At 57.9% G+C, this 17,159-nt stretch carries 17 protein-coding genes; 13 read left to right on the forward strand and 4 right to left on the reverse strand.

Annotation, left to right across the window (positions count from 1 at the left end; all coding sequences use genetic code 11):
- Window positions 1-18 precede the first annotated feature (18 nt).
- The 7 genes from dcd to KUV52_RS13055 are packed head-to-tail and all read left to right on the forward strand — an operon-like array spanning window position 19 to window position 5,097.
- Complete coding sequence (gene dcd / locus KUV52_RS13025; protein ID WP_222526359.1) at window positions 19-603, forward strand: dCTP deaminase; 585 nt, start codon at window positions 19-21, stop codon at window positions 601-603.
- Complete coding sequence (gene pabC, locus KUV52_RS13030; protein ID WP_222526360.1) at window positions 600-1,415, forward strand: aminodeoxychorismate lyase; 816 nt, start codon at window positions 600-602, stop codon at window positions 1,413-1,415. Before dcd ends, pabC begins: the two co-directional genes overlap by 4 nt.
- On the forward strand, window positions 1,406-2,419 hold the full coding sequence (mltG, locus tag KUV52_RS13035) for an endolytic transglycosylase MltG (RefSeq protein WP_222526361.1): 1,014 nt from the start codon (window positions 1,406-1,408) through the stop codon (window positions 2,417-2,419). The genes pabC and mltG overlap by 10 nt, the downstream gene beginning before the upstream one ends.
- A gap of 3 nt (window positions 2,420-2,422) precedes the next feature.
- Window positions 2,423-3,046: a dTMP kinase gene (tmk, locus tag KUV52_RS13040; protein WP_222526362.1), complete on the forward strand. Its 624-nt coding sequence runs from the start codon at window positions 2,423-2,425 to the stop codon at window positions 3,044-3,046.
- Complete coding sequence (holB, locus tag KUV52_RS13045; RefSeq protein ID WP_222526363.1) at window positions 3,043-3,948, forward strand: DNA polymerase III subunit delta'; 906 nt, start codon at window positions 3,043-3,045, stop codon at window positions 3,946-3,948. Before tmk ends, holB begins: the two co-directional genes overlap by 4 nt.
- Window positions 3,949-3,956: 8 nt before the next feature.
- Window positions 3,957-4,286, forward strand: coding sequence for a PilZ domain-containing protein (locus KUV52_RS13050; protein ID WP_261389982.1), 330 nt, complete (start codon window positions 3,957-3,959; stop codon window positions 4,284-4,286).
- A gap of 43 nt (window positions 4,287-4,329) precedes the next feature.
- The gene (locus tag KUV52_RS13055) at window positions 4,330-5,097 is read left to right on the forward strand and encodes a TatD family hydrolase (RefSeq protein WP_222526364.1); all 768 of its coding nucleotides are present in this window, start codon (window positions 4,330-4,332) and stop codon (window positions 5,095-5,097) included.
- A gap of 202 nt (window positions 5,098-5,299) precedes the next feature.
- Here KUV52_RS13055 and rsmF read toward each other — a convergent pair whose 3' ends face one another.
- Window positions 5,300-6,709: a 16S rRNA (cytosine(1407)-C(5))-methyltransferase RsmF gene (gene rsmF, locus KUV52_RS13060; RefSeq protein WP_222526365.1), complete on the reverse strand. Its 1,410-nt coding sequence runs from the start codon at window positions 6,707-6,709 to the stop codon at window positions 5,300-5,302.
- A 64-nt stretch (window positions 6,710-6,773) separates the two neighbouring features.
- Between rsmF and KUV52_RS13065 the strand changes: the two genes are divergently transcribed.
- Complete coding sequence (locus KUV52_RS13065) at window positions 6,774-8,000, forward strand: nucleoside recognition domain-containing protein (RefSeq protein ID WP_222526366.1); 1,227 nt, start codon at window positions 6,774-6,776, stop codon at window positions 7,998-8,000.
- Window positions 8,001-8,004: 4 nt separating this feature from the next.
- Here KUV52_RS13065 and KUV52_RS13070 read toward each other — a convergent pair whose 3' ends face one another.
- Genes KUV52_RS13070 through KUV52_RS13080 form a run of 3 tightly spaced genes read right to left on the reverse strand, consistent with a single transcriptional unit; the run spans window position 8,005 to window position 11,738 of the window.
- A complete protein-coding gene (locus KUV52_RS13070) occupies window positions 8,005-10,596 on the reverse strand; it encodes an MlaD family protein (protein ID WP_222526367.1) in 2,592 nt (863 codons plus the stop codon).
- Window positions 10,553-11,206 carry a paraquat-inducible protein A gene (locus tag KUV52_RS13075; protein WP_222526368.1) on the reverse strand — a complete coding sequence of 218 codons (654 nt, stop codon included), beginning with the start codon at window positions 11,204-11,206 and terminating at the stop codon, window positions 10,553-10,555. Before KUV52_RS13075 ends, KUV52_RS13070 begins: the two co-directional genes overlap by 44 nt.
- Complete coding sequence (locus tag KUV52_RS13080) at window positions 11,196-11,738, reverse strand: paraquat-inducible protein A (protein WP_222526369.1); 543 nt, start codon at window positions 11,736-11,738, stop codon at window positions 11,196-11,198. The genes KUV52_RS13075 and KUV52_RS13080 overlap by 11 nt, the downstream gene beginning before the upstream one ends.
- Window positions 11,739-11,984: 246 nt before the next feature.
- On the opposite strand from KUV52_RS13080, the gene KUV52_RS13085 reads away from it, so the two are divergent.
- The 5 genes from KUV52_RS13085 to KUV52_RS13105 all read left to right on the forward strand — a co-directional run bounded on the left by KUV52_RS13085 (window position 11,985) and on the right by KUV52_RS13105 (window position 17,149).
- A complete protein-coding gene (locus KUV52_RS13085; RefSeq protein ID WP_222526370.1) occupies window positions 11,985-12,458 on the forward strand; it encodes a GAF domain-containing protein in 474 nt (157 codons plus the stop codon).
- On the forward strand, window positions 12,458-12,757 hold the full coding sequence (locus tag KUV52_RS13090; protein WP_222526371.1) for a hypothetical protein: 300 nt from the start codon (window positions 12,458-12,460) through the stop codon (window positions 12,755-12,757). Before KUV52_RS13085 ends, KUV52_RS13090 begins: the two co-directional genes overlap by 1 nt.
- On the forward strand, window positions 12,747-13,406 hold the full coding sequence (gene proQ, locus KUV52_RS13095; RefSeq protein ID WP_222526372.1) for an RNA chaperone ProQ: 660 nt from the start codon (window positions 12,747-12,749) through the stop codon (window positions 13,404-13,406). The genes KUV52_RS13090 and proQ overlap by 11 nt, the downstream gene beginning before the upstream one ends.
- A 31-nt stretch (window positions 13,407-13,437) precedes the next feature.
- Entirely contained in the window at window positions 13,438-15,480 is a 2,043-nt protein-coding gene (prc, locus tag KUV52_RS13100; RefSeq protein ID WP_222526373.1) for a carboxy terminal-processing peptidase, read from the forward strand.
- A 292-nt stretch (window positions 15,481-15,772) separates the two neighbouring features.
- Window positions 15,773-17,149, forward strand: a complete 1,377-nt coding sequence (locus KUV52_RS13105; protein WP_222526374.1) for a sodium-dependent transporter — start codon at window positions 15,773-15,775, stop codon at window positions 17,147-17,149.
- The last annotated feature ends 10 nt before the right edge of the window (window positions 17,150-17,159 follow it).

Consider the following 17,159-nt stretch of genomic DNA (forward strand, 5'->3'; position numbering starts at 1 on the left):
CATCTCTGGAAGGTAAGGATGCGCCTGAACGACATCGAAATCCTCGAATACCTCGACCAGGAGCGGATCGTCATCGAACCGCGCCCGGCCAATGATAAGATCAGCGGCGTCAGCGTCGACGTGAACCTGGGCAACCGCTTTCGGGTGTTCCAGGACCATACCGCCCCCTTCATCGACCTCTCCGGTCCCCGGGAGGAGGTGCAGAAGGCATTGGAAAACGTCATGAGCGACGAAGTGCGGATCGAGGAGGAAGAAGCGTTCTTTCTTCATCCGGGAGAGCTGGCGCTCGGCGTGACTCATGAGTCCGTCACCCTACCAGCGGATGTGGTTGGATGGTTGGACGGGCGCTCCTCTCTGGCCCGTCTGGGCCTGATGGTGCATGTAACCGCGCACCGTATTGATCCGGGCTGGTCCGGGCAGATCGTGCTGGAGTTCTTCAACAGTGGAAAACTGCCTTTGGCACTGCGTCCTGGGATGCCGATTGGTGCGCTTAACTTTGAGCGCCTGAGCGGCCCCTGTGCCCGTCCTTACAACAAGCGCCAGGATGCCAAGTACAAAGGGCAGTCTGGTGCAGTCGCCAGCCGGATCAGCCAGGACGGATGAAGTTCTGGCTCGACGGCCGCGCAGCCGACTCGGTTCCCGGTGACGATCGTGGCCTGACCCTTGGGGATGGCCACTTCACCACCATGCTGGTGCAGGGTGGCGAGGTCGCTCTGTGGCCCCGTCACCTTGCCCGCCTGACCGAAGCCAATACCCGATTGGGCTTTGCCCAGCCGGATTGGGCAGAGGTGAAGGCGGAGATCGATGCCGCTTGCGCCAACGTCGAATTGGCCTGCTTGCGCCTGACCTTTACCCGCGGCAGCGCGGGCAGAGGATATCAGGGCGCCTGGCAGGTACTGCCCCGTCGGCTGATGTCACTCTCCCCCTTTCCCCATCATTACCGCCAGTGGCAGGAGCAAGGCATCGCTGCCGAACTCGCCACCACTTGCCTGGCCACCGGTGGCAGTCTGACCGGACTGAAAACCCTGGGACGCCTTGAGCAGGTGTTGCTCAAGCAGGAAGCGGCGGAGAAGGGGGCTCTGGAGTTGATCGTGACCGACGGTGCCGGACAGATCATCGAAGCGAGCGCCAGTAACCTGTTTTTGGTGACCAGGGATGGCCCCGTGGTTACCCCCTCCCTGCAGGAGTGCGGCATTACTGGCGTGATGCGTTGTGAACTGATCGAACAATTGAAGCAGATGGGGCAGACCGTGGTAGAGCGGCCTGTTGCTGTCGACGAATTACCCTCCTTTGACGAAGTGTTTATCACCAACACGCTGATGGGCGTAGTACCGCTCACCCGGATTGGCGTCACTGAGTTTACCCGTCGCACTTTGGCGGATTCGCTTTTGGAGAGTCAAAAATTATGGCGTTGAACGCCTGGGTAAAAGGGGCGCTGGCAGCCAGCGGCCTCGCCATCACCGGTGCTTTGGCCGGTGTGGGTTTCGCCTGGTATCAGGTGAACACCGCATTGAACAGCCCGCTGAATCTTGAGGCAGCAGAGGAACTCACTCTCGCCAACGGGCAGAGTGCGGGCGCCCTGCTAACCCAGTGGGAGCAGCAAGGGCTTATCGACAACCGTTTCTGGTTGCGGTTGGCGCTGAAGCTGCAACCGGAACTGACCGCCGTTAAAACCGGCACCTACGAGCTGCAGCCGGGTATGACAGCAGCGCAGGCGTTGATGCTGTTGGTGTCCGGCGATGAGAAGCAGTTTCAGATCACCCTGGTTGAGGGGGGAACCGCGAAGCAGTGGCTTTCCCAGGTTCAGGCTCACCCTCGGATCACGGCCACACTGGATGACATCGTGGCGTTGGATGTGGCGTTAGGACTGGCGGATCAGCCGGTAGAAGGGTGGCTCTACCCGGATACCTACGCCTTCACGGCCGGCACCACGGATCTGGCGATCTTTCAGCGGGCCTATACCCGTATGGAGTCGGCGGTCGATGAGGTGTGGTCTCAGCGGGTTGAGGGTCTGCCGATCAAGTCCCCCTATGAGATGCTGATTCTGGCGTCCATTATCGAGAAGGAGACTGGCAAGCCGGAGGAACGGCGTCTGGTCAGCTCGGTATTTGTGAACCGGCTCAACAAGGGGATGCGCCTGCAGACCGATCCCACCGTCATTTACGGCGTGGGCGATGACTATCAGGGCCGGATCACCCGCAAGCACCTGAACACCTGGACCCCATACAACACTTACCGGATCCACGGTTTGCCGCCGACGCCCATTGCCAACCCCTCGTTGGCAGCCCTGCAGGCCGCCGTGAACCCGGAAAAGAGTGACTACCTCTACTTTGTTTCCAAAGGGGATGGTTCTCACCAGTTTTCCCGGACTCTGCGGGAGCACAATAATGCGGTTAACCGCTACATCAGAAACCGATAAGTGATGACAGATAAAGGCATGTTCATTGTTGTCGAAGGCCTGGAGGGTGCAGGAAAAAGCACCGCCATTGCCGTTGTCGACCAATACCTTAAAGCGCGCTTTGAAGGGCGGGAGATCGTCCATACCCGTGAGCCGGGTGGTACGCCCTTGGCCGAAGAGATCCGTGCCATCTGGAAACAGCCCCGTGAAGAGGCGATGGCGCCAATGACCGAACTGCTGATGGTGTACGCCTGTCGCGCCCAATTGGTGGAGACGGTCATTAAGCCAGCGCTTGCACGCGGCGCCATTGTGGTGGGCGACCGTCACGATCTCTCCAGTCGCGCCTATCAGGGCGGCGGTCGTGGCTTGTCTGAGCCGGTCTCTAAGCTCTCGGCCCTGACACTGGGCGAGTTTGCCCCGGACCTGACGCTCTATCTGGATATCGATCCTGCGTTGGGTTTGTCCCGTGCCCGAGCCAGAGGGGAACTCGACCGCATAGAGCTTGAGGCACTGGGCTTTTTTGAGCGCGCCCGGGCGACCTATCTTGATGAAGCCCGCCGCGATCCCCGCATCGTAACCATCGATGCCAGCCAACCCCTGGAGCAGGTGCACCAGGCGCTGGTTGTGGCGTTGGACGGAGCGCTATGATCGAACCGTTTCCCTGGCTTGAGCCTGTCGCACAACAGTGGCGTCAACAGCGCCAGCAGGGTCGACTCGGCCATGCCTTGATACTGCAAGGCCCAGAAGGTGTCGGAAAAGGCGCCCTTGCCGAGTGGATCACTCAGCAACTGCTGTGCGAACAGGGGAATGGCTGTGGTTACTGTAAAGGGTGCCAGCTGCTTGCGGCGGGGCATCACCCGGATCGCTACGCCCTGGCACCGGACGGCCAGCAGATTAAGGTGGACGCGGTACGTCAGTTGATCAACCAACTGACGGGAACGGCACACCAGGGTGGGGCGCGTGTCGCCGTGCTGACGGATGCTCAGCGACTCAATCAGGCATCAGCCAATGCGTTGCTAAAAACCCTTGAAGAGCCGCCTGCTGGCGTGCATCTGGTTTTGGTTGTGGGGCCTGGGCAGCCGCTGCTGCCCACCATTGTCAGCCGCTGTCAGCGTCTGATTGTGCCGATGCCCAAAGACGAGCAGATCGCGGCCTTTATTGGCCACCAGAGCAAGTCGGTGCTGGATTGGCCCTATTGGCCGAGAGTATTGGGCGGTCCCATCGCGTTGAAAGCCGCGATGGAGTCCGGACAGCTTGAGCAGCTCAACACTGTGCGGGCAGCCTGGTGTCGGAGTCTCCAATCCGGGCTGTTGGCTCCTGAGTTGAGTCAGGCGGATAACGAACGCGCATCAATACTGCTCAAGGTGTTGTATTTTGAGCTATTATCCCAGTGCGAGCGTGATCCTGCGCGGATGACCTGGTGCTATCCCGTGCTGAAAAGGGTTGCAGAGACTCAGCGCTGGTTGGACAGGCAGAGCGGCATCAACTTGACCGCCACCTTCCAACAATTGATAGTGGAATACCAAGATTGTGCCCAGGAGGGGGCCTAGTACTCATTATGGTGGTGACATTGGAAGTTCAGTTCGACAGTCTGGCCCAGTTGTATCGTGCTTACATGCCGTTCGTCCGGCATGGTGGACTGTTTTTCGTCTCCAGCCACGAGTATCAACTGGGTGATGTTGTTGAAGCCCGCTATCGATTGCCGGAAAGCAGCGAGTGGCTGCAGTTCACCGGGAAAGTGGTGTGGATCAACCCGCTCGGCTCTCAGGGCGGGCGACCACCGGGTGTGGGTCTGGCCTTTGGCGATGAACAGAATCCCCACAAACCCCGTATCGAACAGTTGCTGGCAGACCAACTCGGGTCCAATCAATTGACCTCCACCATGTAGCCGGGTACCCTTGCGGCCCGGTTTTTATGTGGAGCGTTCCCCTTTGCTCATCGATTCTCATTGTCACCTGGATCGTCTGGTCGACAACGACCAGCCTGGTGCACTTCAACCCGTTCTTGATGCCGCTAAAGCCCGTGGCGTAGAGAAGTTTCTTTGTGTCTCCGTGTCCGAGAAGGGCTATGAGCGCATGAAGAACCTGGCGATGCCTCATCCGGAAGTGGTGATCTCCTGTGGTGTGCACCCGCTGGACATTAAAGACGGATTTGATCCGGCTTGGTTGGCGCGCGAAGCGGCTGACGAGAAAGTGGTGGCGATCGGTGAAACCGGTCTGGATTACTACTACAGCCAGGACAATGTGAAGGATCAGCAAGCCGCGTTTTCAAACCACATCGAACTGGCCAATAGGCTAAACAAGCCGGTGATCATCCACACCCGTGACGCCCGTGAAGATACCCTTGGGATCTGGCGCGAATCCCAGGGTAACGCCGGTGTGCTCCACTGTTTTACCGAAAGCTGGGAGATGGCCCGCGACGCGCTGGACCTTGGACTCTATATCTCCATCAGCGGGATTGTGACATTCCGAAATGCCGAAGCGCTGCGGGACGTGGTTAGAAAGGTGCCGATGGACCGCCTTCTGGTGGAGACCGACTCTCCCTACCTGGCCCCCGTGCCATACCGCGGCAAGACCAATCAGCCAGCGTATGTGCATGAGGTAGCTCAGTTTGTGGCTGACCTTAAGCAGGTTCGCTATGAAGAACTGCTGAATCAAACGGCGGAGAACTTCTTCCGTCTGTTTCCAGCAGCACGGTAACACCGGGCTTCATAGCAACAGAAAACGGCGTGCTCAGCACGCCGTTTTGCTTTCTGCGAATAAAAAAAAGCCCGCGACGACTCCGATGTCACGAGCTTAGGGGAAGGGAAATGTGCCTAGCTGGCACCTTGTAGCCATAAAGCGTAGACGATCGCCGCCATTTTGCAGCGATGTCGCAAACTTTTTGGTAACGGATGGTAAATCAGGGGCGGCTGATCTTATCCCGCACCAGATCGCGGGGCAGTCCATTCTTCAAACGAGCGCCGACCCACTTGGCGAAACCCAGTGGATAGCCCTCATAAGTCACCACCACTTCCCCTTTGCCTTCAGCGGTTTGGCGCGCCACATCGCGGCCCATGAGATACTGCTCAGCCTCTGCCTCATCCAGACTGATGGCGCGGTCCGGATCGAGTTCTAGAGATTGCGCGGCTTCGTGGAAGGTCTTGAATCCCTTTTTGTGGGCCTCGACGAGTTTGATGCCCATGCGGTCCATTCGGATCCGGCCAATCAACTCATCCATTCCCTCCGGGAACCACCAGAATTGGGCATCCCGGGCCATTACTTTGCCGTTTGAGGGCAGGGTCAGCCCCAGCTGCTTCAAGTGCTTGGCGACGGCTTCGGCGTCTGCGCGTTTAGCGGGCAGGTAGGGAAACTTGTCGAGTCGGTAGCGCTTGACCGGGGTCTCCACCGTGGCGGTTTTGCGCAGTGCCGCGACAAAGAAGCCTTCGGAGTCGTAGATTTGAGGCCAGATATGCAGGTAACCCTCCTGGGTCACCGCCTGTTCGGCACCGGGGAAAAGATCCGCCAGGTTTTCTACCTCAACCGCTTCCGGATAGCTTTCCAGCAGGTGTTGGCACACGTCCTGGTTTTCCCGGTGATTGAGCGTGCAGGTGGAGTACACCAGCAGGCCACCGGGCTTCAGTGCGGCAAAGGCCGATTCAATCAGCCCACGCTGTACTTCGGCGATCGATTCGATCGACTCCGGGTTCCAGTTACTCATGGCATCCGGGTCTTTGCGGACTGTGCCTTCACCGGAGCAGGGCGCATCCAGCAAAATAGCATCAAACTGCTCCGGCAGCGTAGGACCAAACACCCGGCCGTCAAAATGGGTCATCACCACATTCCGGATCCCCAGACGTTGGAGGTTGGCGTGCAGACCCTTAAGGCGACTGGAGGAGAACTCGTTGGCCATCACCAGGCCGCTATTGCCCATAGTGGCGGCAATCTGAGTGGTTTTTGAGCCGGGGGCCGAAGCGACATCCAGCACCCGTTGGGGGTGGTGGCTGTGAGTAAACAGCGCGGTGGGCGGCATCATTGAGGAGGCTTCCTGTATGTAGAACAGGCCAGCAAGGTGCTCAATGGTGTTACCCAGCGACTGGCTTTCATCCTCTCGCTCAAGCCAGAACCCCTCTTTGCACCAGGGCACCGGAATCAGGGTCCAGCCTTTGGTGCGCATCCGCTCCTGAAAATCTTCTGTGCTGATCTTCAGGGTATTGACCCGAATTGAGCGCCGCAGGGGTTGCCCGCTGTACGCCACGAAATCTTCGAGGGTAAGATGGTCAGGCAGAATCGCCTTGATACTGTCCAGAAATTCCTGGGGAAAGGGCGCCATGGTTCGGGTCCTAGAGGGTAAAACGGCGGCAACTATAACACAGGGGACGTAAGGTGGGGACAGGGTGTTAAACAGAGTTTGGGGCGGGTTCTTTCTGCTGTCAGGATTGGCAGCGTTGGTGCAGTGGTTGGGTGGCAACCCGGCGATATTCGCGACTCTGATCGACCAATTGATGGCGATGGCAAAGCTGTCGGTGGAGATCATCATAGGGTTGGCCGGTGTGATGGCACTCTGGATGGGCCTGCTTAAGGTGGCGGAGCATTCCGGGCTGACCGAGCGTTTGGCCATCTGGCTTTCGCCGCTGTTGCATAAACTGATGCCGGAAGTGCCCAAAGGTCACCCCGCCTTCGGTGCCATCACCATGAACTTGTCGGCGAACGTGCTGGGACTTGATAACGCCGCTACCCCCATGGGGATCCGTGCCATGAAGGCGCTGCAAAAGCTGAACCCCAACCCTGACACTGCCAGCAACGCACAGATCCTCTTTCTGGTGCTGAACACCTCGTCAGTGACGCTGTTTCCCATTGCGGTACTGCTGTACCGGGCTCAGCAGGGGGCGGCAAACCCCGCCGAAGTCTTTGTCCCTATCCTGCTTGCCACCAGCGCTTCAACACTGGTGGGACTCCTCTGTGTAGCCTGGGTGCAGCGTATCAATCTGTTCAACCGGGTTGTGATGGTTTGGGGGGCTGCGCTTATCGCACTGTTGTTGGCGCTGCTCGCCACTGTCGCAGGCTACAGCGCGCAGCAACTGCAACAGTTCTCGGTGTTCTGGGGCAACCTGGCACTGTGCGGGTTTATCGGCCTAATTTTGGCCACCGGCTACTGGCGGCGCGTTGAAGTGTTCGACCGCTTTGTGGAAGGGGCGAAAGAGGGGTTTCAAACCACGGTATCGATCGCCCCCTATCTGTTGGCGATGTTGATCGCCATTGGCGCGTTGAGGGGTTCTGGGGCGCTGGAGCTGTTTTTGGATGGATTGCGCCAACTGGTGGTGGCGATAGGCTGGGATACCCGGTTCGTGGAGGCATTGCCAACCGCATTGATGAAGCCGTTCAGTGGTTCCGGTGCACGGGCCATGATGCTGGAGACCATGAATACACAGGGGGTGGATTCCTTCGCGGGGCGCCTGGCAGCGCTGTTCCAGGGTTCGACCGAAACGACGTTCTACGTGTTGGCAGTCTATTTCGGCAGTGTGGGGATCCGCCACTCCCGCCATGCCATTCCCTGTGGCCTGGCGGCGGATCTCGGTGGGATCCTGGCCGCCATCGCCGTGGGGTATTGGTTCTTTGGTTAAGGGGTCAGAAGCGGGGTTGCCAGTTCAACCACTCCGATTCGGCACGCTGGGCCAAATCAAAGCGTTCGCCATCGCTTAGCGGCGATGCGCTCGAGGTTTCCGTTGCGAAGGCGATGCCGCCGACCAACAGGGTTTCAATGGATTCAGCGGCGATCTGCGCGCCGCTGAACCAGCCCACATCCACATACAGACCAGACGCATTCCAGAACCGACTGCTCTGGTTCACCAGGTGCTGATAGCGGGGATCGAACTGAACCTCGATATCCACGGATGCACCGTCCTCCGCAAGCCGGGTATGCACCACTTCACCCACCTTCATCTGGCGATACAGAATGGGGCTGCCAATCTTCAGGGAACCGAGTCGGGGCTGGTTGAGTACCAACCGCAGGCCGTCGTCGAAGGGCAGCAGCAGAGGGGTCTCCTGCTGCAGGTTAAAGCTCTGCTCCGGGGTGGCGCTCTCTCCGGGCAGGGCGGCAATGTAGTTCCCGGTCAGCAGGGTATCCAGATGCTTGGCGCCAGCCAGGGAAACGTCGGCGCTGACCAGGTAGTACTGGGCATCCTGACGAAGGAAGTGAGATTGCCAGCGGGGCTCGAGCTGGGCGGTGAGCAGCTGGTGTTTAAGATCGTCGCTGAGGGTAACGTGCAGTACTTCGCCAACCTGGTGGCCAAGATATCGGATGGACGCGCCGGGGTTCACATTGGCTTTGGCGCTGGCGTATAGCGTCAGCTCAACGCCGGGCTCCATGGCGGACTGTCGATCCGTATAGATCTGGCGGTCTGCGACCATGGCGGACGGCAGATGATCAAAGCCGAGACCGCCGCGAAGGAGTTGCGGCAGGGGCCCTGCCTGAATCTCGACGCCGGCAAGTGAGCCTTCGACCTTAATCTTGCTCTGATGCCAGAAGCGGGTCTGATCGGTAATCAGTGCGCGATAGGCGGATTTGATTGCCAGCGCCACATCAAACTGGTCACCGGAAAGCTGGATGTCGGTAACCTTACCCACCTCCAGTTCGCGATAGTAGATGGGGGCACCAATACCCAGGCCATTGAGCGCGGCGGTATTCAGTGTGAGCGACAGCGGCGGGCCCTCAAGGGCCTGCTCCCGATCCTGATGGACAAGGAAGGTCTGGTCTGCACTGGCAACGTCGCCCTGACCAGTACTGAAGCTGATGCCGCCTCGCACCAGGTTCATCAGCGGAGCGCTCTGTACGCGAATCCCGGAAAGGTCAGCATCTACTGCGAGGCCACTGTGACGCCAGAAACGGGAGTTGGACTTTACCAGCCCGTCATAGGGTTGGCTGATCCAGGCGACGGCATTGATCCCTTTGTCGCTCAGCTCGAGTTGAAGGATCTCACCAACGGGAAAGCCTCGATAGAGCAGGGGAGCGCCAACGGACAGGCCGTCGGCTGTGGGCTGAGTCAATTGAACCAGACGGCCTTCGTTCGGGCTTAAAGGCCGTTGCTCATTCAGTTGAAACTGCTCACTGGGCTCTCCCTCTCCCGGAAGCAGAGCAATAAAGTCACCAAAAATCAAGGTGTCGAGGTGTTTGACGCCATCCAGCCCCAGTTCGGCACCGGCGCGCCAGAAGCGGCTGCCCTGATTAAACAGGTGGCGGTATTCCCCAGCGACTCGGGCCTGCATTACGACGCCTTCGGGCAGCAGCTGCAGATCAACCACCTCGCCCAGTTTCAGGCCACGATGCTGAATGGGCGTGCCGAGACGCAATCCCTCAGCATGGTCCGCGGTAAAGGTCACGATAAAACTGGGCTGGGCTTCATCGGCGTTGTTGTAGAGATCGTAGGTGGTGCCGGATTTGGCTTCGCTACCGGATTCCGGAGAGGAGAAATTCACGCCGCCGCCGATCAGGGTAGCAAGGCTGTCCATCTCCACATTAATGCCGTCCAGACCCGCTTTGAAACGGGCCCCGGATGCGTTCCAGAAGCGGCTGTTGTCCCTAACCAGAGAACGATACTTGGACTCAATCACCGCAGTCAGGCGGACATTGCGGCTGTCAGGCTGCAACTCATACTTGGTGATCTGGCCGACCTGGATCTGTTGGAAATAGACACCACTGCCAACGTCCAGCGAGCCCCGTCGCTCGGCGATCAGCTTAATGGTAAGGCCACCATTTTGCGTGGCGAGCAAGGGAGCTTCAAAGGTGCCTTCAAACTGGGTCTTTCGGGGGCCTTTACCCGGCGACATGGTGATGTAGTTGCCGCTGAATAGGGCGTCCAGTCCCTCAATGCCTGTCAATGAGGCCTTGGGGGTGACCAGCCAGAACTGAGTGTCCCGTCGCAGCAGATCATCGACCTGATGGCTCATCTTGACCGTCACTTCAACGCCACCCTCTTCATGCAACTCAACTTTGTTGACCTGACCAACCACCAGTCCCTGGTAACGAACCAGGGTTTTGTTGGCTTCAATGCCATTAGCAGAGGGGAAATGGATCTCGATGTCGGTGCCGCGCTCCCGAATGTAGGAGGCGAGCAACCAGGCGCCCAACAAAAAGGCGGTGATGGGCAGGATCCAGATAGGAGAGAGCAGCTTTTTCTTAGCGACTTTCGGCGTCTTGGTGGCGGTCATTTGGGTCTTCACATTCGAGATCCCACAACAGCCTGGGATCGAGGGATTTCGCAGCCAACTGGGTAAACAGAATCACCAGGGCAAAGAAAGTGGCGGCGGGCGCGGGTTTGGCGTACAGCAGTTGCCCCATGTTGACCAGGCTCACCACAATGGAGATGACAAAGAGGTCGAGCATGGACCAGCGCCCAATAAATTCAATCACATGAAAGCTGAAAGTAAGCTGTCTGCGGGACAACTTTAGCCGGAACTTGATGGTCAGTAATATCAGACTTAGGCCGATGATCTTGGCCATGGGGACCAATATGGAGGCGGTAAAGACGATGACGGCGATCGCCACCATGTCGTTTTGAACCAGCGACACAATGCCTGAAAAGATGGTGTCGTAGGTGGTTCGTCCCTGGTTGGTCAACTGGGTGATGGGTAGGCTGTTGGCCGGGAACAGCAAAAATATGGCGGTCAACAGCAGGGCCAGAGAATATTGAAGGCTGTGCGGCTTACGGTCGTACACCGGAGAATCGCAGCGAGGGCACCGGTCAGCTTTGTGCACGACCATGCCACAACCGCCACACAGGCGCAGGTTGCGGTCCAGGCCTCTCTCCGGTTTGGGTCGCTCAGTCGCCATAGATCTCGTCATAGTGCTGCCACATCAGCTCACGATTGTATTCGTATTGCACATAAAAGGTTAGTACGAACAACAAGATGTAACACAGAGTGCCCCATCCATACGTCAGATCTGCGATGTCGACCAGCTTAAAAATGGAGACGAACAGGCTGATCATATAGATCTCCACCATGCTCAGCTGGTCCAGAGTAGGGTGATGAAGCAAGAGCCAGCGCAACAGGTCGCGTCCCTTGCCAATGCGCAGGAGCGTCAACTGGGTAAGAATGGAGAGCAACAAGAGAAGCGGGGCGATCACCCCGGCGACCAGAACGGCAAGCCCCACCAGCACAAACCCCTGTTCCATCACAACCATAGCGCCATGAAGTACCGTGGTCTGGCGTAGGTTGCCAACCAGATCGATCTCCAGAATCGGCATCAGGTTGGCCGGGAAATAGAGCAGCAGTGCCGTAATCACCAGCGCCAGCAACCCGCCCATATCGCAATAGGGCGCATCATAGATGCGGCTTCGACAGCGTGGGCAAAAGGCGCGCATTCCTCGGGGCAAGGCGCGGCGGCGCACATAGGTGTCACAGGTGGGACACAGTAGTGGGCGACTGGACAATAAGGGCGTCCTGCGTAATGAACCGGTTAATGTGGACGAGTGTACTCAAATTGATGAACCATTTCAGACTAATTGCCCCGTAACTGTCCGATCAGCGGCAACTCCGGGCGCTAGTCCTTGACTGACAGGGCGTAAACTGGATTAATGGCAGGCTGTTGAGAACTCTGCATTGCGGCCATGTCTGTACATACACCCGTGGATTATTCCTCCCTGCTTGCCCAGGCCAAAGCGTTGACCGAAGGTGAGCCCAGTCTGATTGCCAATCTGTCTAACCTGTCTGCTCTGATCTATCACGGCCTTGGCCGCGTGAACTGGGCCGGATTTTATCTGACAGAAGGGCGCACCCTGGTTCTGGGTCCATTCCAGGGGAATGTGGCTTGCGTACGCATTCCCTGGGGTAAGGGTGTGTGTGGCACCGCGGCGGAAACCCGGTCCGTACAACGGATCGAAGATGTGCATCGCTTTGATGGCCATATCGCCTGCGACGCCGCCAGCAATTCGGAAATTGTGCTTCCGATCCTGGTAGAGGGCGAAGTGGTGGCGGTATTGGATATCGACAGCCCGGAATTTGGTCGCTTTAGTGAAGCAGACCAGGCCGGCCTGGAGCCGATTGCTGAACTGATTAGTGCGTGTTTTGCGGCAGCAAAATAATGAAAGAGTTTGTTTCAATTTATACCTACCTGGTAGAGCCCCACGAAGTGGGGGAGTGGGAGGGGGAGGAAGCCCTGGCGGCGGAGAACCTCAACCGGCTCTATCATGCGGTTTATGACGCAGCTGACAGTGATATCGAGCCCGCGTTGCTCGAAGAGATGCTGTCTGCTGTGTGGCCACATTGGCAATTTAATCCCCAGTTATTGGAACTGGACGAAGATTTGATCGACGCTTTTGTCGAAACGCTGTTTTCCCATTTTGACCCGGATGCGGGCCAGGAAGAGTTTGATGACCACTGAACAACAGAACACCCAGGAATCCACTGCAGAGAAGCTGACTGACGTTAAAGCCGTCATCGCCTACCTGGCTGAGAAGTTTCCCGCGTGTTTCTCCGTAGAGGGCGACGCGAAGCCCCTGAAGATTGGCCTGTTCCAGGATCTGGCTGAGCGACTGGAGGGTGACGAGCGGGTCAGCAAGACTCAACTGCGTCAGGCTCTGCGTCGCTATACCAATTCCTGGCGCTACCTGCGTTGCCAGAAAGCCGGCGCTCAACGCGTGGACCTGGATGGCAATGAAGTGGGCGAACTGGAAGCCGAGCACGTAGAACATGCTCAGACCGCGCTGAAAGAGAGCCAGGACAAAGCCAAGGCCGCTCGTGCTGAAAAGCAGGGCAACAAGCCTGGCAAGCGTCCTGAAGGTCGTAAGCCGGCACCGCGTGCTGAGCGTGCTAAAAACGCTAAGCTCAAGAGTAAACCGGAAACTAAGCGGAACCAGGCGCCTCTTCAGACTGTCTCATCTGACAAGCTGAAAGTGGACCAAGCCGTTATGGTGCAACTGGGTCGCTCTCCGGCGAAAGGTGTTATCGTGGACATCAACCGCGATGACGTGATGGTTCGACTGGAGACTGGTCTCACCGTTAAGGTCAAAGCCGAACACATTCGCATCTAACGCATCAGCAGCGAAAAGGAGTTGCGAGTCGATGATGAAAAAAACCTTGTCTGCGCTGGTGGCGGGGGTCCTCCTTTCCACTCAGGCTTGGGCAGTAGCCCCGGACATTAGCGCTTCCGATTTGCCGGTACTGGCTCAGGAAGCTCAACATCGTGTCGCCAGTAAGCGGGTGGCGGACCTGTTCACCCGTTCCCATTATCGTAAGTTCGATATGGACAAGGCGTTCTCCAGCGACGTCTTCGACCGCTATCTCCAACAGTTGGATTTCAACCGCTCCCTGTTCCTTGCCGGTGATGTCGCCCGTTTTGAAGGGGAGCGGGATAAGTTCGCCTCAGAAGTGGCTAAGGGCGACCTTGAGCTGGCTTACGAGATGAACCAACTGGCGATGAAGCGCCGCTACGAGCGATTGTCGTATGCGCTGAGCCTGCTCGATGCGCCCATCACGTTCGACGTAGCCAATGACAAATACTACTTCGATCGGGAAGAGGCTCCCTGGGCTAAGACCACGGCAGAGCTCGACGAGATCTGGCGTCAGCGCGTCAAGTACGACGCGCTGAATCTGGCGCTGACCGGCAAAGAGTGGCCTGAGATCCAGGACATTCTGACGAAGCGTTATAACAACGCGATTAAGCGCCTGAGCCAGACCAACAGCGAAGACGTCTTCCAGTCAGTGATGAACGCGTATGCGTACACCATTGAGCCGCACACCAGCTATCTGTCTCCCCGCAACGCAGATCGCTTCCAGACCGAGATGAATCTCTCGCTTGAAGGGATCGGTGCGGTGCTGCAGATGACCGACGACTACACCGTGGTTCGCTCACTGGTTACCGGTGGACCGGCGGACCGTCAGGGCGAGCTTTCTCCGAACGACAAGATCATCGGGGTCGGTCAGGAGGGCAAACCGGTCGTTGATGTTATCGGGTGGCGCCTGGACGACGTGGTTGATCTGATCAAGGGTCCGAAGGACTCCAAGGTCACGTTGCAGGTATTGCCAGCCAAAGGCGGCAGCAACGCACGTGCCAAAGAGATTGTGATTGTCCGTGACAAGGTGCGTCTCGAGGACCGCGCGGTGAAATCCGAGGTGCTTGAGGTTGAGCAGGGTAACGGTGACGCGCGTCGTATCGGCGTCATTGAGATCCCAAGCTTTTACATGAACATCAGCCAGGACGTTGCGGCACAGCTGGTGAAGCTTGATGCTGAGAATGTCGAAGGCATCGTCATTGACCTGCGCGGCAATGGTGGTGGTGCGCTGAGCGAAGCCAGCCTGTTGACCGGACTCTTTATCCGCCAGGGGCCTGTGGTTCAGATCCGCGATCAGCGCGGTCGCATCAGCGTCAACGGCGATAATGACGGTCAGATCACCTACGACGGCCCTCTGACGGTTCTGGTTGACCGCTACAGCGCGTCGGCGTCTGAGATCTTCGCTGCGGCGATGCAGGATTACGGTCGTGCCTTGATAGTCGGCGAGCAAACCTTTGGTAAAGGCACGGTGCAGCAGCACCGGGGTCTGAGCCGCATCTATGACCTGTATGACAAGCCGATGGGCAACGTCACCTACACCATCGCTAAGTTCTACCGCATCAATGGCGGCAGCACTCAGTTGGAAGGGGTAACTCCGGACCTGCTGTTCCCAAGCTTTGTGGAGCATGGTGAGTATGGTGAGTCACAGGAAAAGAACCCGCTGCCCTGGGATTCCATCCCGAGCGCGCGTTACGGCCAGATCGCAGATCTCCCGCAGGATATGCTGACTCAGTTGCAACAGCGCCACCAGGGCCGGATGAAAGGTGAGCTTGAGTTCCAGATGCTGCAGGAGGACATTGCCCGTTACCGCAAGGATAAGGACAAGGGGTGGATCTCCCTGGTCAAAGCTGAGCGAGAGGCAGAATCCGCTGCGGATGATCAACGAGAGCTTGATCGAGTCAACGCCCGACGCGAAGCGATTGGCGAAGCGCCCATCGAAGACCTGGCTGCGGCAGAGGATACCGAAGCTCCGGACTTCCTGCTGGATGAGGCTGGAGCGATTACGCTTGATATGATCGACTGGACGCGGATAGCGAAAAGCAAAAACGGTTGATCGTTCGCTCCTCAGAAAAATGCTTAAAACCGCCCGAAAGGGCGGTTTTTTTGTGTCTGTTGAGTCGTAGAGCCGGGGCGGGCTTCCTGAGTTCCCTTGGGATCATACCGGCGAATGGGGCGTCTTAAGCGGCTGTGTAACATAGCCAAAATGACGGATTTGTTCCATGGCGTTAGGGAGTTAGCACAGGACTCCAAACCGTTTCCGGGGGGCCGATCGCCTTGTTCTCATTTGCTGGGTCGTGGTACAAGAAGTGATTGCGATCACAAAAAGATAACAAAAAGGACGTTTTATGACGCAACAAGCAGTCACCCACGGACGGTGGTCCAGTCGCCTGACCTACATTCTGGCGGCAACCGGTGCCGCAGTGGGACTGGGGAACATCTGGAAGTTCCCTTACATCATGGGGGAGAACGGCGGCGGCGCTTTTGTACTGGTCTACCTCCTGTGCATCCTTTTTATCGGCATTCCGATCATGATGTCAGAAGTGATCATCGGGAAGTTCGGGCGGCAAACACCCGCTCGCTCAGTGGCGTTGATGTCGGACGCCTCCGGTGGTGGCCGAGGGTGGAAAGTCGTTGGTTGGTCCGGCGTGCTGGCCGGTTACCTGATTCTCTCCTTCTACGTAGTGATCGCAGGGTGGGCATTGGCCTACACGTGGTACGGCTTTAATGGCCTGTTTGAAGAACAGAGTGCGGCTCAAATCGGTGAAATCTTTGCAGACCTGAACGCCACGCCGGGACCCTTGATGGGCTGGAGCCTGGCAATCATCCTTGGCACCGTATTGGTGGTCGGAAAGGGCGTCAGAGAAGGGCTCGAGCGTGCAGTGAACTGGATGATGCCTGCACTGCTTGTGCTGCTGGTGGTGATGGTGCTCTACGCGGCCCGCCGTGGCGACTTTGCGGCTGCATTTCACTTTATGTTTAACGCTGACTTCAGTGCCCTGAGCTGGAATGGCGTGCTTATCGCACTGGGCCACAGCTTTTTCACCCTGTCCCTGGCTTCCGGCATCATGACCATGTATGGCGCCTATCTGCCGGAACAAACCTCCGTGGTTAAAACCTCCATCTGGATCGCCCTGATGGACACCCTGGTGGCGATGCTCGCCGGGCTTGCCATCTATCCGATTGTCTTCGCCAATGGGCTGGAGCCCGGCGCCGGCCCAGGCCTGATATTCCAAACCCTTCCCATCGCGTTTGGCTCCATGCCTCTGGGTCAACTGTTTGGCGGACTATTCTTTCTGATGTTGGTAGTGGCGGCGTTTACCTCGGCCATCGCCCTGATCGAATCGTCGGTTGCCTGGTTGGTGGAGAAGCGGGGCATGAGCCGCATGGGAGCAGCGTTTACCGCGGGCTTCGGCATCTGGGCACTCAGCCTGCTGACCGTATTCTCCGTAACCGGGGCACCATGGGCGATTGTGTCGCTTTGGGGCGACATCAAGATCAGCTTCTTTGATCTGCTCGATTACGTTACCGCCAACATCATGCTGCCTCTGGGTGGTTTGATGATTGCGCTGTTCACCGGGTACCGGGTACGCAAAGAGATCACCTGTCGTGAAATCGGCAGTGTTAAGCCCATCTACAACATCTGGCGGATATCGGTTCGCTACGTCGCACCGGTGGCGATCACCCTGGTGTTCCTGCAACTGATCGGGGTACTCGGCCTGTAAAGGACGTGGT

Origin of the sequence: Ferrimonas balearica, assembly GCF_019802055.1 — a bacterium.
GTDB lineage: Bacteria > Pseudomonadota > Gammaproteobacteria > Enterobacterales > Shewanellaceae > Ferrimonas > Ferrimonas balearica_A.

What these genes read in the sequence shown, in the direction of transcription:
- dcd (WP_222526359.1), top strand. Translation starts at nt 19, where the DNA reads ATGCGCCTGAACGACATCGAAATCCTCGAATACCTCGACCAGGAGCGG.
- pabC (WP_222526360.1), top strand. Translation starts at nt 600, where the DNA reads ATGAAGTTCTGGCTCGACGGCCGCGCAGCCGACTCGGTTCCCGGTGAC.
- mltG (WP_222526361.1), top strand. Translation starts at nt 1,406, where the DNA reads ATGGCGTTGAACGCCTGGGTAAAAGGGGCGCTGGCAGCCAGCGGCCTC.
- tmk (WP_222526362.1), top strand. Translation starts at nt 2,423, where the DNA reads ATGACAGATAAAGGCATGTTCATTGTTGTCGAAGGCCTGGAGGGTGCA.
- holB (WP_222526363.1), top strand. Translation starts at nt 3,043, where the DNA reads ATGATCGAACCGTTTCCCTGGCTTGAGCCTGTCGCACAACAGTGGCGT.
- KUV52_RS13050 (WP_261389982.1), top strand. Translation starts at nt 3,957, where the DNA reads ATGGTGGTGACATTGGAAGTTCAGTTCGACAGTCTGGCCCAGTTGTAT.
- rsmF (WP_222526365.1), bottom strand. Translation starts at nt 6,709, where the DNA reads ATGGCGCCCTTTCCCCAGGAATTTCTGGACAGTATCAAGGCGATTCTG.
- KUV52_RS13075 (WP_222526368.1), bottom strand. Translation starts at nt 11,206, where the DNA reads ATGGCGACTGAGCGACCCAAACCGGAGAGAGGCCTGGACCGCAACCTG.
- KUV52_RS13080 (WP_222526369.1), bottom strand. Translation starts at nt 11,738, where the DNA reads ATGCGCGCCTTTTGCCCACGCTGTCGAAGCCGCATCTATGATGCGCCC.
- KUV52_RS13085 (WP_222526370.1), top strand. Translation starts at nt 11,985, where the DNA reads ATGTCTGTACATACACCCGTGGATTATTCCTCCCTGCTTGCCCAGGCC.
- KUV52_RS13090 (WP_222526371.1), top strand. Translation starts at nt 12,458, where the DNA reads ATGAAAGAGTTTGTTTCAATTTATACCTACCTGGTAGAGCCCCACGAA.
- proQ (WP_222526372.1), top strand. Translation starts at nt 12,747, where the DNA reads ATGACCACTGAACAACAGAACACCCAGGAATCCACTGCAGAGAAGCTG.
- prc (WP_222526373.1), top strand. Translation starts at nt 13,438, where the DNA reads ATGATGAAAAAAACCTTGTCTGCGCTGGTGGCGGGGGTCCTCCTTTCC.
- KUV52_RS13105 (WP_222526374.1), top strand. Translation starts at nt 15,773, where the DNA reads ATGACGCAACAAGCAGTCACCCACGGACGGTGGTCCAGTCGCCTGACC.